14 protein-coding genes are annotated in these 16,178 nt (G+C 60.3%); 2 read left to right on the forward strand and 12 right to left on the reverse strand.

Annotated elements, in window-relative coordinates:
- Positions 1-6 precede the first annotated feature (6 nt).
- The 11 genes from EOD15_RS12355 to EOD15_RS12405 all read right to left on the reverse strand — a co-directional run bounded on the left by EOD15_RS12355 (position 7) and on the right by EOD15_RS12405 (position 13,671).
- Complete coding sequence (locus EOD15_RS12355) at positions 7-1,521, reverse strand: zinc-binding dehydrogenase (protein ID WP_127318630.1); 1,515 nt, start codon at positions 1,519-1,521, stop codon at positions 7-9.
- 9 nt (positions 1,522-1,530) lie between these two features.
- Positions 1,531-1,968: an SRPBCC family protein gene (locus tag EOD15_RS12360; RefSeq protein WP_127318632.1), complete on the reverse strand. Its 438-nt coding sequence runs from the start codon at positions 1,966-1,968 to the stop codon at positions 1,531-1,533.
- A gap of 17 nt (positions 1,969-1,985) precedes the next feature.
- The gene (locus EOD15_RS12365; RefSeq protein WP_127318634.1) at positions 1,986-4,175 is read right to left on the reverse strand and encodes a flotillin family protein; all 2,190 of its coding nucleotides are present in this window, start codon (positions 4,173-4,175) and stop codon (positions 1,986-1,988) included.
- A gap of 81 nt (positions 4,176-4,256) precedes the next feature.
- The gene (locus tag EOD15_RS12370; RefSeq protein ID WP_127318636.1) at positions 4,257-6,464 is read right to left on the reverse strand and encodes an ABC transporter permease; all 2,208 of its coding nucleotides are present in this window, start codon (positions 6,462-6,464) and stop codon (positions 4,257-4,259) included.
- A complete protein-coding gene (locus EOD15_RS12375) occupies positions 6,457-7,227 on the reverse strand; it encodes an ABC transporter ATP-binding protein (protein WP_127318638.1) in 771 nt (256 codons plus the stop codon). Before EOD15_RS12375 ends, EOD15_RS12370 begins: the two co-directional genes overlap by 8 nt.
- A 41-nt stretch (positions 7,228-7,268) precedes the next feature.
- On the reverse strand, positions 7,269-8,516 hold the full coding sequence (locus tag EOD15_RS12380) for an ABC transporter substrate-binding protein (protein ID WP_127318640.1): 1,248 nt from the start codon (positions 8,514-8,516) through the stop codon (positions 7,269-7,271).
- 49 nt (positions 8,517-8,565) lie between these two features.
- The gene (locus EOD15_RS12385) at positions 8,566-9,594 is read right to left on the reverse strand and encodes a branched-chain amino acid ABC transporter permease (protein WP_127318642.1); all 1,029 of its coding nucleotides are present in this window, start codon (positions 9,592-9,594) and stop codon (positions 8,566-8,568) included.
- On the reverse strand, positions 9,591-10,640 hold the full coding sequence (locus EOD15_RS12390; RefSeq protein ID WP_127318644.1) for a branched-chain amino acid ABC transporter permease: 1,050 nt from the start codon (positions 10,638-10,640) through the stop codon (positions 9,591-9,593). The genes EOD15_RS12385 and EOD15_RS12390 overlap by 4 nt, the downstream gene beginning before the upstream one ends.
- Complete coding sequence (locus EOD15_RS12395; protein ID WP_127318646.1) at positions 10,637-11,965, reverse strand: amidohydrolase family protein; 1,329 nt, start codon at positions 11,963-11,965, stop codon at positions 10,637-10,639. Before EOD15_RS12395 ends, EOD15_RS12390 begins: the two co-directional genes overlap by 4 nt.
- A 51-nt stretch (positions 11,966-12,016) precedes the next feature.
- Positions 12,017-12,796 carry an alpha/beta fold hydrolase gene (locus EOD15_RS12400; RefSeq protein WP_127318648.1) on the reverse strand — a complete coding sequence of 260 codons (780 nt, stop codon included), beginning with the start codon at positions 12,794-12,796 and terminating at the stop codon, positions 12,017-12,019.
- A complete protein-coding gene (locus EOD15_RS12405; RefSeq protein WP_127408523.1) occupies positions 12,793-13,671 on the reverse strand; it encodes a fumarylacetoacetate hydrolase family protein in 879 nt (292 codons plus the stop codon). Before EOD15_RS12405 ends, EOD15_RS12400 begins: the two co-directional genes overlap by 4 nt.
- A 203-nt stretch (positions 13,672-13,874) precedes the next feature.
- Between EOD15_RS12405 and EOD15_RS12410 the strand changes: the two genes are divergently transcribed.
- Both EOD15_RS12410 and EOD15_RS12415 read left to right on the forward strand, forming a co-directional pair.
- Positions 13,875-14,546: an FCD domain-containing protein gene (locus EOD15_RS12410; protein ID WP_127323007.1), complete on the forward strand. Its 672-nt coding sequence runs from the start codon at positions 13,875-13,877 to the stop codon at positions 14,544-14,546.
- Complete coding sequence (locus EOD15_RS12415; protein ID WP_245463651.1) at positions 14,543-15,148, forward strand: LysR family transcriptional regulator; 606 nt, start codon at positions 14,543-14,545, stop codon at positions 15,146-15,148. Before EOD15_RS12410 ends, EOD15_RS12415 begins: the two co-directional genes overlap by 4 nt.
- A gap of 396 nt (positions 15,149-15,544) precedes the next feature.
- Here the strand turns inward: EOD15_RS12415 and EOD15_RS12420 are convergent, their stop codons facing one another.
- Positions 15,545-15,772: a hypothetical protein gene (locus tag EOD15_RS12420; protein ID WP_127408524.1), complete on the reverse strand. Its 228-nt coding sequence runs from the start codon at positions 15,770-15,772 to the stop codon at positions 15,545-15,547.
- Positions 15,773-16,178: the final 406 nt, after the last annotated feature.

Below are 16,178 nucleotides of genomic sequence, written 5' to 3' on the forward strand. Positions count from 1 at the left end.
GTACTATCACACCCTCAGCACAAGTGCCCCGGTTGTCCTCCTAGCCTCGAGGTCGCGATGAGCGTCGGCAGCCCGTGCCAGATCATATTGCCTGGGCGCGCCGATCTTGATCACACCTTGGCGCAAAGCAGCGAAAAACCGGTTGATGTGAGGACCAAGCTTTTCGGGGCTGTCCGTGTAATGGGCGTAGTTCGGACGGGAAATGGTGATCGACTTCGAAGAGAACCTACCGATGTCCCAATTTCCCACAGGCCCAGAGGCCTGACCGAAACTGACGAGATGGCCGCGGATACCCAATGCGGCCAACGATCCACCGAACGTGTCATTGCCGACGGCGTCATAGGCGACATCTGCGCCCTTGCCTTCGGTCAAACGCATGACGGCCTCGGCGAAATTCTCTCTGGAGTAGACGATCACGTGATGGGCGCCGAGGCTTTCCACGATCCGGGCCTTGTCGTCGCTAGAGACGGTGGCGATCACCGTCGCGCCGAGATGGCGTGCCCATTGCATCAGCAACTGGCCGACCCCGCCAGCTGCGGCATGGATGAGCACGAAGGACCCGGGCTTCACGGGATGGACGTCGTGGAGCAGGAAGCTCGCGGTAATGCCTTTCAACAGACCTGCCGCGGCAGTTGCATCGGCAATATCGTCCGACAAGTGAACCAAAAGGTCCGGTGCCATGTTGCGTCGTTCGCAGTATGAGCCGACCGGCGGGCATGCGTAGGCAATCCGGTCGCCGACTGAAAAGCCCGAAACTTCGGGGCCGACCGCTGCAATGACGCCTGCGGCTTCCATGCCCGGAACGGCTGGCGGCTGCAGGAGATCGAAATAGCCGGTCCTGCAATAGACGTCGATGAAGTTGACCCCAATGAATGTGTGACGGATCTGGACCTCGCCACGCGATGGCGGTGCCAAGCCGATCTCCGCAAGCCGCAGAACCTCCGGTCCTCCGTGTCGCTCGACGAGGATTGCCTTGGTCCGTGTGCCCTGGGCGCTGGCTCCAGGCGGCTCCAGCTGGCGCATCTCGGGGATCAACCGCGCTACTGGTTGCTCTGACGTGGTCCCGGTTGGTCCGGCAACCGGCCTTCCGTTCAAGAGCCGGCGAACGGATTCAAAACCGGCTTGGTAGATGTCCTCGGTGACCAGCTTGACCAGTTCATCACGGCGATGCGCCGGCGGATGGAACTCCGAGGACCATTCCCAGAAGGTGGCGTTGCCGTCAGTCACCGGCTTCAACCGGATCGACGCGACATACCCCATCAACGGCAACGGCGCTTCCAGCAGACAATAGCTCAGCCGCCGGTCCTTGTCGGACAAGGCCAGGAGTTGTTCGCGCAGCTCGCTGCCATCCGTAAGCCTGAAATGACGAACCGCGCTGATCGCATCGGCCGCATCACCGCCCTCGATCTCGCTGAAGGAGATTGCCGGATGCCAGCGTTCATGACCGTTGAAATCGCGCAGGACAGACCAGACGTCCTGGACAGGCGCGTTGATGATCGTGCTCTGGCAAACCTTGACCATTCGTCGATGTCAGCGGGCGAAGCGCTGTTTGAGCGCTGTGAAGGCGCTCTGGAATACACCCGTGCCGATCTGCTGCACCAATGCGCTTTCACGCTCGGGTGCACAGTCGAACTCGGCCTGCCACTCGGCGAACGTCATGTTGCCGTCGGTTACAGGGGTCAGGGAGAGTGTGGCTATGTAGTTCTCGACCGCCATCGGGCTCTCCAGCATCGCATAGCTGCAGGAGAGGTCGTAGTCAGACAAAGCCAGCAGTTTCTCCCTGATCCGGCCGCCGTCCTTCAGCAAGAAATTGCGAATGCAGCCGATCTGGTCCGGATGCGCGTTCTGTTCGATGCGGCTCTCGGCGACAAAGGGTGTCCAGTTCGGCAAGCCATTGAAGCTTCGGACAAGTTTCCAAACGTCCACAGCTGGCGCGTTGATCGTCGACGACACATAGATCTTCGGCATCGGGTGATCCTAAACCTTCACTGGTCGCGATCGTCATCGTCGATATCCTTGCCGCTCTTTGCCTTGCCTTTCTTGTCGCGGCTCAGGCTGGCTATGTCCTTGGCGTCTCGCAAAACGTCCGTCATGCGGCCGAGCGATCCGCCCTCGATGCCGATCTCCTTCATCAGATTGTCGATCATCGGCGCCTGCACCCTGTAACGCAGCGCTGAATCGATGACCTCGTCGGTGACGTTGCGGCTGCCGCCCTGGCCACCGTTGATGCCGTCGACATGCAGGATTTTGATGCCTTCGATCTTCTCCATCGGCTTGACGCTCTCGCGGATGATGCCTTCCATATGGTCCAGCAACTTGCCGCGCAGGCGCCCCGCGCGGGCTTCGTCGGAAAGCAGGTTCTCGGCCTCGTTGAGCTGCCTGTGACCGGCGGCGTCGACCTCGTAGCGCTGGGCTGCGGCCAGGGCATGGATCTTCTCCGCTTCCGCCGAAGCGACAGCAGCGATCTTCTGCGCTTCCGCCAGGCTCTTGGCCGCCTTCATCTCGGCGTCGGCGGCCGAGGTGATGCGCAGGGCATCGCGCTCAACTTCCCGGGCGGCACCGATGAGATCGGTCAGCTTGCGGCGCTCGGCAATCTCGCGCTCGCGGGCGGTGAAGGCCTGTTCCTCTGCCTGAATGGCCTTTGCACGAACGGCTTCCGAGGCGGCGATCGCGGACGAACGCTCCTGTGTTTTCTTGGCGATGTCGATGGCCTTCTGGATCTCGGCGATCTCGATCTTCTGGTCGCGATCGACGCCCAACTGGCGCATGTCGCGGTCCTTGATCAGGCGGGCTTCCTCAATGCCACGCTCGGTGGTGATGCGGGCACGTTCCACCTCTTCGCCGGCAGAAATCTCGGCTTCCTCGAACGCCTGGCGCTTTGCAATTTGCAACGCTTCAAGGTGACGCTCGCGAGCAATCCTCACCTCGTCAATGGCACGCTCTTGGCCAATGCGCGCGGTTTCCGTCGCCTGATTCTCGACAATTTCGGCGCGGCGCTTTTCAGCCTCTGCCTTGGTGACTTCCAAGGCCTTCTCCGCCAACGCGATCTGACGCTCAAGCTCCGCGATCTCGAGCACCTTCTTGCGCTCGATCTCCAGTCCGCTCTGCGCACCTTCGCGCTCGATGCGAGCCTTTTCCAGGGACAATTCCAGGGCGATCTGCTCCCGCTCGGTCAGTTCGCGCATTTTCATCTCGGTCTCGTCGAGGGACCGCCGGCGGGCGATTTCACGGCGCTGCGTGTCCTCTTCGCTCTTGATGCGCTCCTCGGTGATGTTTCGTTCCTGATTGAGGCGCGATTTCTCGACGGCTTCGCGCGAGGACAACTGTGCCTGTTCGGATTCCTGGTCGCGGAGCGCGCGCTCGATGGCCAGCTCAGAACGCTGCGAGGCACGGCGAATTTCGACCTCGCGTTCCTGTTCGAGCCGCGCATATTCGGTGTCACGGTCGATTTCGAGCACCTTGCGCTGCGTATCGAGGTTCTGGTTGCGGATATCGACGAGGGTGCGCTGTTCAATCTCGTTGCGCATCCGGCGGCGAGTTTCGATGGATTCGGTCAGTTGCGTCAGACCCTCGGCATCGAACGCGTTGGATGGATCGAAATACTCAAGACTGGTCTGGTCGAGATCGACGATGGCGACGCTTTCAAGTTCGAGGCCGTTTGCGGCTAGCGATTCGGAGGCAAGCGTGCGCACCTTGGCCGCATAGTCGCCGCGCAACTCGTGCATTTCCTCCAGGCTCATCTGCGCAGCGATCGTGCGCATGGCGCCGGCGAATTTTCCCTCAAGCAATTCGCGCAGGCTTTCCGGCTGCAATGTGCGCCGACCAAGTGTCTGCGCGGCAGCGGCGACCAATTCGCGACTTGCTCCTACGCGCACGAAGAATTCCGCGATCAGGTCGACCCGCATCCGGTTCTTGGTGATCAACGCATGAGCGTCTTCGCGACGCACCTCGATGCGCAGCACGTTCATGTTGACGGGCGTTATTTCGTGCAGGACAGGTATGACGAAAGCGCCGCCATTGACGACCACTTTCTCGCCCATGAAACCGGTTCGCACGAACGCAGTTTCCTTGGTGGAGCGGCGATACAGCCATCGCAGGATATAGACAGCAATCACAACGATGATCGCTGCGACGATCAACCACAAAAGGAACGTGCCAAAAGTCTGCGCGGCCATTTTTCTACCCTCCCAAACAGGATGCGATCGACCGAAGCCGACCGGCTTGATTTTCTTGAAGCTGTCGAACTGCAGATCGGGTCATGCGCGCCTCTGCAGTTTCGGTCCGATTGCATGGAATGCAGTGAGCACCGCATCGATGAATGGCGCATCGTTGATGTTGGATCGGACCCGCTGAACCACACGCAGTGAGGTCTGGCGCACGGTTTTCTGGATCGCCTCGAACAGCGCATTGTCGGCTTCCGGATCGTGGAATGGCTGGCCGGGTGCGTCGAGCATCGAGACGCCGCCTTCGGGCAGGAGAAAGCGCACAGGCCCGTTCATGGAATTCAGCCGCGCGCCGATCCATTCGCCAAACTGCCGGTTTTCGTCCCTGGTGGTGCGCATCAGGGTGACGTTGGGATTGTGGACGACGAACTTCCGGCTTTTGAATTTCTCCGGCACACTGTCGCGCGGACCGAAATTGACCATGTCTAGCGCGCCGGTGGATCCGACATAGGGCAAGCCCGTGCGTATCGCCGCACCGAAGCGATCGTCGCTTGCCGGGAACACGCCGCCGACCACCATGTCGGCTATTTCAGTCGTTGTCAGGTCGATGAAGGCCGACAGCATTCGGGAATCGGCGAGGTTCTCCATGGCCCGGCCACCAATGCCTGTCGCGTGGAAAACCAGGCAGTCATAATCCGCTTCCAAACGTTTGGTCACGGCCTGCACTGCGGGCGTGGTGACGCCAAACATGGTGATGCCGACAGCCGGACGTGCCAGCTTTCGTTTGGCCTCCCAGGCTTCGCCGGAAGGCAACTGTGCGACCATACCCGCCATAGCGTGCGCAGCGTTGCCCAGGACGACCTCGGTGATCGAGTTGAGGCCCTGAACATCTGCGACCGAGTGGAACATCATGATATCGGCGCCCCCGACATATTTGCTGACGTCGCCGGCTGCGACAGTGGACACCATCAGTTTGGGGATGCCTACCGGCAGGGCGCGCATACCGGCGGTGGCCATAGTCGTTCCACCTGAGCCGCCGGCTGAAATCACACCGCCGAGGCGTGGCTCGCGTTCGATCCAGCGCGCAAAGGCCTCGGCCATTGCCGCGACCGAGCTACCGCGGTCATTCGAAAACACCGCCGCCGATCCTCGCGCATGCATGCCTGCGACCTGCATAGCGGGAACGTCCGCGCTCGACGGTCTTCCCGAGGTGGAGAGGTCGACTGTGCGAACGGGGATCCCCAGCGATTTCAGACGATCTGCCACGAACCGCAGTTCCTTCGCCTTCGTGTCGAACGTTCCGGCGACAAGAACGGTGCGGCCGATCCGCTCGGCGAAGGGGATGGCGAAGACCTTTTTAAGTTCGTCTCGAGGATTGTGTTTTTCGACTGCCGCTTGGCGCATGGCTGCAACCGGCACGTTCCACCGGTTTGGCAGCTCAGTGACCGGACGAAAGACCCCATTCTGAACCACCGGCTCTGTGCGTGTGCCTGCCCGATCAATGCGGTAGACCTCCGCCAGTTGCTCTTGCGCTTCGGCAATTGCGGCTGGAGAAACAGCAGGTTCATCGGAGTGGCGGCCAACGCCGAGCAGGCGTTGCTGCAAGTCGCGATCGGCAGCAAGAGCCGAGGCTTCCATGACCCGGTTGATGCGCCCGTTGACCATGATCGCGACGCGGTCCGACACCGCCGTTGCAACACCGATATTCTGTTCGATGACGAGGATCGCCATCTCGCCTTCTTCCGCCAGGCTGACGAGCATGCGCTCGACCTGTTCGACAATGACCGGCGCCAGCCCTTCGGTCGGCTCATCCATGACCAGCAGTTTAGGGTCGCTCAGCAGCGCACGCGAAATGGCCAGCATCTGCTGCTCGCCACCCGACAGTTGAGAGCCGCCATTGCTCTTGCGTTCCGCCAGGCGCGGAAAGGTCTGGTAGACACGCTCGACCGTCCAGTTGGCGTCGCGTTTCGACGACATCCGCAAATGCTCATCCACGGACAGGCTTGGCCAGACTCGCCTGCCTTGCGGGACGTAGCCGACGCCGAGGCGGTGGATCTCGTGCGGTTCGAGCGATGATATCTCTCGACCGTTGACTCGAATGGAACCGGATTGTGCGCGCTTCAGGCCAGTGATGGTGTTGCACAGTGTCGTCTTGCCCATGCCATTGCGGCCTACGACCGACAACACGCCGGTTTCCAAAGTCAGCGAGACGCCCTGCAGCGCATGACTTTGGCCATAGTAGACCTGAAGGTCCTCGATCTTGAGAACCGCCTTGCCTGAGGAAGCGGCGCGCTCAGCCATGCTTGCCTCCAAGGTAGATTTCCTGGACCTCAGGATCGGCCTCGATCTCCTGGGGCGTGCCTTCCTTGAACAGTCGGCCATTGTGCATCATCGAGACATATTCGGAGACACGAAGCGCCACGTCGAGATCATGCTCGATGATGACATAGCCTATGTGCTTGGGAAGGCCGTTCAGGATCGCAACCAGATCACGGCGCTCTGTCGGGGACAGACCGGCTGCGGGTTCGTCGAACAGTATGAAACGCGGTGCGCCGGCGAGCGCCAGAGCGATCTCCAGCTGTCTTTGCTGACCATGGCTTAGCGTCGCCACCAACGCGTCGCGGTCGCCGTCCAGATGCACGGCGTGGAGGATTGACTCGGCCTGAACCCTGTTGACGTCATTCAACCGCGGCCGAAGCAATGAGAACCGGCGGCGCGACACTCCACGGCACGCCAGGAAGATCGAATCCAGAACCGACAGCCCCTTGAACAGCTGCGAAATCTGGTAGGTCCGCCGCAAGCCACGCCTGATGCGTTCATGTGGGGGCAGATCGGTTATGTCTTCGCCGAAGAAACGGATGCGCCCGGCGGTTGGCAAGAAGTCGCCGGTCACCGCGTTGAAAAGCGTCGTCTTGCCCGCGCCGTTGGAGCCGAGGACCGCGCGCCGTTCACCGGCCGCGATCCTCATATTGATGCCGGAGAGCGCCACCAGAGCACCGAAGTGACGCGCGACGCCGTCCAGTTCCAGTGCGTAAGCACCGGTTCCTTGCAGACGGGAAGCCATGTCATTCTCGGCCACTGGCGCGCGCTCCTGCGTTCGACCGATTATGGGCAGCTCGGATTGTCGCGGCTCACTGCGCCCAGCGCCGTGAAGTCCGCTTCAGCAATGCCGAGTGTCTGGTTTACCTGCGGAACCACCTTGATCAGCTTGTTCAACAGCGTCCCGTCTTCGTTTTCAGTCACTTCCGTCAGGAAGATGTCGGCAATCGCATTGCGGTTCTTGTCGAGCGAAACCTTGCCCGTCGGCGTCTCAAAAGAAAGCGACGAAAGGGTTTCGCGGAGCTTCGCACCACCATCCGACACATCGCCACCGACCTTGTCGAGGCCAAGCAGCGCGGCTTTCATGTTGATGTAGTAGGCATGGGCAAACAGCGACGGCGACGGGAATGCACCTGGCTGTTTTTTGTAAGCCTCGACAAACTTGGTCCAGGAAGGGGTGTCATTCGTATCGGCAGTCGGACCGGCCGAAGGCGTTCCAACGAGCACGTCCCGCAGCTTGCCCTTGGCCGTGAGCACCGTCTGATCGACCGTGATCGAGCCTCCGATTAGCGGGGCTGCACCGCCGGACTGCTGGTATTGAGTGAGGAAGTTGACGGCATCTGCACCGCCGAGTGCCACATAGATTGCGTCGACATTCTCGGGGATGGCAGCGATGACGGATGAGAAATCCTTGTTGCCGATCGGCACCCAGGACTTCGATGGCACGTGCCCGCCTGCCTTGCAGAACTCGGCCATGAAGCCGAACACCTGCGTGTAGGGGAAGGAGTAGTCCTCCGCCACGGTCGCAACGTTCTTGTAGCCTTTGTCCTTGAAGGCGTAGGTGCCGAGGCCTGCCATCCATTGCGCACCATCGGTTCCAAAGCGGAAGAAGTTCGGCGCGGGATCCCGGAAAGTCGTGTCCTGGGCAGCAGAGGCGCCATTCAGGAAGGTGACGGTCGGTTGGGTCTTGGCATAGTCCTTGACTGCCAGGCCTTCGTCGCCGGAAAGCGGACCGATCAGAACCTTGACGCCATCCTGTTCGACCAACTTGCGGGCTGCGCGCACCGCACTGTCGGGCGACGCGTCGGACGATCCCTTGACGATCTCGATTTTTTTGCCGGCCACGGTGCCGGCGACCTCTTCCACGGCAGTCATTGCGCCGCGCTCGCTATCTTCGCCAAGCACCGTGAAGGGCCCTTCGAAGGTCGCAAGCAGACCGATCTTGATGGTGTCGTCAGCGGCGAGAGCCAAGGACGGAGCGGTCAGTCCGCTCGCCAATGCCAAAGCCAGTAATGTGCGTCTGTGCATCTTCATTATTTCCTCCCTTGATTGACAGAGTTATGCAGTTCATTCCGCCCGGCCGTCACCGGCCGGGGCGCAAGGACTCCTGAGAAAAGTTGGGCTTGAACTTTGCCCACAACCCAAGAATTCCGTCTGGTGAAATGAAGACGATCACCAGGAAGACGAGGCCGATCAGCGTGTTGAAACGCTCGGCCCCGACGAGATCGATCGCGAACGTCTGCATCAGGACGACGACGAGGGCGCCAAGGAACGGCCCGATCGGATGCCGCAGGCCGCCAATGACAGCGATGATCAGAACATCGATTGCAGCGTCCACACCGATGGTGCCGGGCGAGACGCGGCCGTTGAACCAGACCAGGAGCACACCGCCCAAGCCACCTATGATGCCGGCCAGGAACCAGGCGAACACCTTGTGCGCGGTGACGTTGAAGCCCAGAGCGCGCATCCGGCGCGGATTGTCACGGATCGCCTGCAGGGTTAGCCCGAACGTTGACCTGGAGCCGTAGAGGATCGCGGCATAGGCGAGCACCGAGAACCCAAGGCACAGGTAATAGAACGCCTTCGGATCGCGCGAGTTCACGCCCCAGAAAGCTGGCGCGCGTATGCCGGCATAGCCCGAATGACCATTGAAGATCGCGTAGTTCTGCTGCGCGAAGTAGAAGGTGGCGGTGGCAATCGCCAGCGTGATCATGATGGTGTAGATGCCTTCGGTGCGGACCGATATCCATCCGATCAGGGACGAGGCGATCGCCGCGATCAGGATCGCAACCGGGGCTGCAATCCACCACGGCCAGCCAAAGCCAAGAAGATGGCTGTTGTTGTCGCCGAAGATCGCGATGCAATAGGCAGCGATGCCGGCAACGGTGATCTGAGCCAGGCTGACCATGCCGCCGTAGCCGGCGAGCATCATCAACGACAGCCCAAGCATGCCAAAGATCAAGGAGTAGCCGCCGATCTGCGTCAGGAAGAAATCCGACGCCACCAACGGATACAGAACCAGCGCGATGCCGAGGAGAATGTGGCCCGCGCCAATTTTGTCCAGCCAGTTTGGCTGGGTTGCGACGGGCGTGGATTGGAGGCTTATGGTCATCGTGATTTGCCCATGATGCCTTGCGGCCGGATCGCAAGTGTCACGACCATGATGATGAAGGTCAGCACGACGCCATAGGTCGGGAAGTAGACGAGGCCGAGTTGCTCGGCCAGACCAATGAGAAGCGCGCCTATGGCTGCGCCTGATATCGAGCCCATCCCGCCAACGATGACAACCACGAGCGAGGCCAGCAGGTAACGAATGTCTTCGCCCGGCGCGACGGACAGCGCCGATCCGCCAACGACGCCGGCAAAGCCGGCAAGTCCGGCGCCGACCGCAAAGACGATGGCAAAGACCGCATGCACGTTGACGCCGGACGCCGAGAGCATCGCGCGGTCGTCGACGCCGGCGCGGATCATCATGCCGACGCGGGTCTTGTTCAGCATCAGCCACAGGCCGATGCCAATGACGATGGCGGCGGCCAGCACGGCTATCCGATAAAATGGGTAGGTAAGAAAGACCGATGCGCCGTTGGATCGGACTGCCGTTATAACCGGCAAGGTCACTGCACCGTCCAGCCATTCCGGCACCGCGATCTGGTAAGTGCCGCCGGCCCAGACGGCAAGCATCAGGTCGGCAGCGACAATGGAGATGCCGATGCTGACCAGGGTTTGTCTGAGATCGTCACCCTCCAGGCGACGGAAGACGACGACCTGCATGACGACACCGATCGCGGCCAGCACGATGAAGCCGGCAGCGACCCCCAGCAGCCAGTAACCTGTGCGGCTCGCCACTTCGTAGCCGATGTAGGCGCCGAGCAGATAGAGCGAGCCATGCGCCAGGTTGACGTTGCGCATGAGGCCGAAGATCAATGTGAAACCGCTGGCAACCAGAAAGTAGAGACCTGCCAGGGTGATGCCATTGAGGATGGCGCTGACGAAGGCTTTCTTCGATATCAGGATCGCGTTGAGCCAATCCGGCCAGACGGCGAAAACCAGCCATGCGACGAGCGCGGCGACCAGGAGCCAGAAAAGGCCCCACGCCTGCCGGCGCGACACGCCGCCGCCCGAAATCCCGGACGAAGATGGCCGGTCCAGGATACTCATGCAGTCAGCCGACGGCGCTGTTCGTTGATGCGCGGCGCCTTATGGAATTTGCCGTCCTTCATGATGGCGAGGATGCGGTTCTTGTCCTGCAGGATGCGCACGTCCGAGATCGGATCACCGTCGATCAGCAGCAGGTCGGCGAGATAGCCTTCCTTGATCAGACCGAGCTCGTCGCCCATGCCCATGATCTGGCCGCCAAACTTGGTTCCGGCCTGGATCGCTTCCATCGGTGAGTAGCCAAGCATCTCCACGAACGTCTGGATGTCCTTGGCGTTGGTGCCTTGCGGCGTCCACGCAAAACCATAGTCGCCGCCGATGCAGACGCGGATACCGCGCCGATGCATCTTCTTCATCGTATCGATGCACATTTCGAGCTCCCGCTCATATTCGAGCGAAAGTGGCGAGCCCGGCTTGATGCCCCATTGCTCGGCATGGCGAGCAGTGTTGATGAGCCAGGCAATGCCGGGCGCAACGAAGTGCTTGTCCTTGGCTGCTTCAAGCATGTCGAGTGCCTCTTCGTCGGCGAAAGAGGCATGGTAGATGTTCTGGATGCCGTGCCTGATGCACTGCTTGACCGATCCGGATGAGCGCGCGTGTGCCGACAACACCTTGTTGCGGCAGCGTGCCTCCGAGGCCGCCATGGCGACCTCCTCCTCGGACATCGGTGTCTCTTCGGCGCCCATGCCGGTGATGCTTTCACCGGACAGGTTGAGCTTGATCGAGTCGACGCCGTATTTGATCAGCTGGCGCACGGTGCGGCGGATTTCTTCCGGCCCCGAGACGACGATGCCGAGGTTGAGACCTTCATGCGGGATATGAGACGGCGACGAATCTCCGAGGCCTCCCACCGTGGTGATCTCGGGTCCAGCTGCAAGGTAGCGCGGGCCAGGAAACCGTCCCTGATTGATGAACTTCTTGCACACGACATCCAGCCTGGGCTTGGCTGCCGCAGCACCTCGGCCGGCTGTAAAGCCCGCGTCCAGCACGAGCTTGGCCATTTCCATGGTGACCAGCATATGCTCTTCGATTTCCATCATCTGGATCGGGTCGATGCCGGGCGCATTGTTCCAGGACAGGTGCAAATGGGCATCGATCATGCCGGGCATCAGCGTCGCGCCCATGCCGTCGATGACCGTCGCACCGCCACCATATGACGGTGACGATGATGAGCCAAAACGTGACGAACCCTTGGTGATCTGCTTGATGCGGTTGCCCTGCACCAGCACTTCCCCGGTGTAGGGATACTCACCCGTCGCGTCGAGCACGCGCACATTGGTGAAGAGCGTGCCGCCCGAACTGTTTCCGTTCCAGCTGTCTTCTGCCATCTTATCCTCCCAAAACTTTCGAACGCGCAGTTTTACGCGCTGTTCAGGTCCTCACCTATCAACGCGTCGCAAAAAATCGGCGAGCTTCTGGCTGCTTTCGCGGGGGCACTCAATGGTAGCCCAGTGTCCGCACCGATCGAGCGACGAGATTACGGCTCCCTTGATCCCATCGGCAAGCGCCTGACCGACGCTCATCGGATTGACCGTGTCGGCGTCGCCGGTAACCAACAGGGTAGGGGCCGCAATGCGCCGGGGGTCGACCGCCACCGCCTTCGCCAGTGCCTCGCAAGTGCGCGCATAGGACTCCGGATCCTGACGTGTTATCGACTCGCGCACGAAGGCGATTGCCGCAGGCGACGTCTCCCTTGTATGCGCCGACAGCGCATTGGCGACGATCTGATCGGCAATGTCGGCAATGCCGCCGGACCTGGCCAGTTGGGCTCGCTTGGCGAGGCCCAGCCGTGTCGCTTCGGCAGGTTCGGCCAAGGCGCCTAACAATGCCAGCGAGGCGACCAGTGCAGGATGTTTGGCAGCGATCTGCTGACAGACGATGGTGCCCATCGAATGGCCGATGAAATGTGCCCGCGTCACGCCCATGCCGTCCATGGCACGGACAACGGCCTCGCTCATAATTTCCATCGTCAGAGGCTCGAACGGCCTTGGCGAGCGCCCCGAGCCAGGCAAATCGAGCCGGACCACACGATATCCAGAAAGTGCGGCCATCTGGGGCTGGAACATATTTGACGTTCCGCCGAGGCCATGGATCATCACCACCGGCATCCCTTCGCCGGTGACCTCGGCAACGATCGGTCCGATCGTCACGGTCGTCATTGCGCATGCTCCGCGAAGCGGTTCTCCAGAGACCCAATGCCGTCGATCTCGACGCGCACAACGTCGCCGGCCTTCAGGTATCTCGGCGGGTCAAACCCGATACCCACTCCCGCTGGTGTGCCCGTCGCAATGATATCGCCCGGGTTCAGTGTGATGCCTTGCGAGAGCGTCGAGATGATCGTCGGGATATCGAAAATGAGCAGCGAAATCTTCGAGTTCTGGCGCAGGTCGTCGTTGACGAAACAGCGGACCGAAGCACTATCCAGGTCGAGTTCATCCTTGGTTATGGCCCAAGGCCCCATGGGGCAAAAAGTGTCCTGGGACTTGCCTATCAGCCACTGACTGTATTTGCCCTGCAAATCGCGGGCGGTGACGTCGTTGACGATCGTGTAGCCCCAAACGTGATCGTAAGCGTCTTCCTTTGAAATTCCACGCCCACCCTTGCCGATGATGACGGCAAGCTCTGCCTCATAGTCGATGGAAGTCGATACAGAGGAGTCGATCAACACATTGGTGTTGGTCGGTATCACCGACTCTGGGACCTTGGTGAAGATAATCGGGTGCTTGGGGATGGTCCCTGCGGCCGCACTTGAGTCAAAACCGCTGCGGGAAAATTCGTGGGCATGCTCATGATAGTTCTTGCCGACGCAGAAAATATTGCGGGCCGGCAGCGGGATTGGCGCTTCGATCTCGACCTGCGCAAGCGGGATCGGCGAAAGCGTTCGCGGCATCCCGGCGCCATTGCGACGCATCAACGCCAGAAGACCTGTCTGCGCCTGTTCGACGGGCAGATCAAAAGGCGAAACGGTCTGCTTCTCGGGATCGATGATGCCGACGCGACGCTCTCCGGCGATCGCGAATGTCGCAATTTTCATGCCTCTCTCCCTGGACCTTTTATGAGCCAATATGCGGCCTTTGAAGACACGATAGTCACGATTGGTTGGGCTTGGCAATGGGTTGCATGCAAGAATCTTTGCACATCTGGCTGAAAAGGCCTGTTTTGGGGCTCGGACTACTAGACCGGGCGCCAAATGACTGATACTATTGGTCCACAATTGGATCATATAGAAGCTTCATTATGCCAAAGCTCGTTGCGAACGATATTGCCTTGATGCTCAAGAAGCGGATTTCATCCGGCGAATGGCTTGAGGACGGCCGGATGCCTCCTGAGCGTGACCTGGCGATCGAGTTTGGGGTGGCGCGCAACACCGTGCGGCGCGCCGTTGGTTTCCTGGAAGACGATGGGACGGTTGTTCGCCACGTCGGCCGCGGGACGTTTCTAACCGCGACAAATCCCCTGTCGATTGCCTCGATGGTTGCGCGGATGGAAGGCACCAGCCCGGCCGATATGATGGAGATCAGGCAATTGCTGGAACCGGCTGCCGCGGCTTTTGCCGCGACTAATGCAAGTGCGGCCGAGCTGAATGCAGTGCGCGAAGCACATAAAACCGCGTGCGAGTCGCAAGACATGCCCACATTCGAGCATTGGGACGCGGAATTCCATCACCGTTTGTTCGCATGCTGCCGCAATGATTTTTTGAAGGAAATCCACAATCTCATGCGTGCGATCCGAAACCAGTCGCCCTGGTTCGAGATGAAAAAGCGGTCATTCTCTGAAGAGCGCCGCCAAGTGTATTGCGAGGAACATCAGGCGCTTCTAGATGCATTGCTCCGTCGCGATCCCGATGGCGCCAAGACAGCGATGCTGGTTCATCTCAGAACCGTCGAGAAGAACCTTCTGGGACGTTGAAGTCGGCCAAAGTCAGCGTGCCTGGCCATTCGATTGTCTCCTCGACCCCTCAGTCTGTGTTGCGGGCCGGTTCGACAAGGCGAGCAGCGGCAGCCCTCGGGATAAGCCAGCCGGCTGTCAGTCAACATGTGAAGCAACTCGAGACCACGCTCGGCATCACCTTCAAGAGATCAGCCAACCGCATCGTCCCCTTGCAGGAAGCATGGGAGCTCCTGCGAAACGTTGAACTTGCCCTGACGTCCCTGGATCGGCTGGAAGCGTCGATCTTCGCGATGAAGAACGAGGAAAAGCAGAGGATTGCGATTGCCGCGCCTTCTGTTTTCGGTTTCGTGACCATGCCCAAGGTGGTGGCGATTATCCACGCAAAGACCGCTTCGAACGTCAGGTCAATTTCTGGAAGCTACGATCAGGTCGGCGAGCACATCCTGGCAGGGCGTGCGGACCTGGGGATTTCGAGATTGCCGCTGGACCCACGCCTGTTTGAATGGGCGCCGCTCGGGTCGGCGCGCAACGTGTGCATCTTTCATCCCGACCACTGGTGGAATTCGATTGCAACGGTCACGAGGCCGGATACGTTTCGGCTGGCCTGGGCATTTCCATAACCAATGAAATCATTGCGCGTGAATACGAAGCGTTTAACCTCCAAGCAAAACCGGTGGAACCGTCAGCGCTCTATCATTACGTCGCGATTTGGCAGAAGGGCAGGACCTTTTCGAATGCACTGAGCGTGTCGCTCGAGGCGATCATTGCGGCCTTTTCCACCCCTGCGAAAGGGTGAGATTTCTCAGAGGGCGGCTAGAGAACGACACTAGGCGGCCAAGCGCGGCGCGTGCGCCGGCGGCCGCACTGGGAACTCAAGCCGTTTCCAAACCGCCTTGGAATTGAGCGAGTTGCTTTGGAAAATGATGAGCGAGGTAGCGTACGAGTTTGTGGCTATCCATCAGCCGGTTTAGGTACGTCGTACCGCTACAAGTTCGAGGCCCCACGAACCCATGTGCTCAGCGGAGTTTCGAAATTCCTGGCTCAACTCGGCCTGGCAGGGCCTGCGTGAAAAATGAGCTGCCCGCAGACGTGACCGGCTGAGCCACTTCCTGGCTGATGTCGGGGTGATTAACGGCTCGGAAGTGCGGCAGCGTCGCCTTTTGAAAACCATGAGCTCGAGGCAGCCATTTCATACGGTTTCTGCCCGCATCAACCAGTTCCTCTTCGCGGGTAAGGCCGTTCATAAAGAGCTTCAGCAGGTGAGAAGCCGCTTTTTCGGCATCGGGCGAAGTAAGCGGCAGCGGCGGGCTTCCTTCGTCAGACGCTCGACGGTCTCAATGATCGCGTTGGCCAGAGCTTCGCTCGGTTGCCACAGGGGCATCGGTTCCATGTGTCAAAGGTGAGGTCGGCACGATCAAGTCACCACGCACCGGTAACGGTGAGCGTGCCGACCTCATCTGGGGCTAAATGACCAGGCCTGCAAGCTACTGGCAGAATGAAAGCGCAGCAATTAATCCTGTTGGCCTAGACTGCCCGTCAGGCCATTCCGCGATAGCACCATAGGCATGAGAGTCGGGGATATATTAGCTTGAGCTTGCGGCGGCCCCCTCCGCCCCCCCGGCCGGCGCCTAACGTCCCCACAAACCCGCC

This window comes from Mesorhizobium sp. M7A.T.Ca.US.000.02.2.1, assembly GCF_003996995.1.
In the GTDB taxonomy this organism is placed as follows: domain Bacteria; phylum Pseudomonadota; class Alphaproteobacteria; order Rhizobiales; family Rhizobiaceae; genus Mesorhizobium.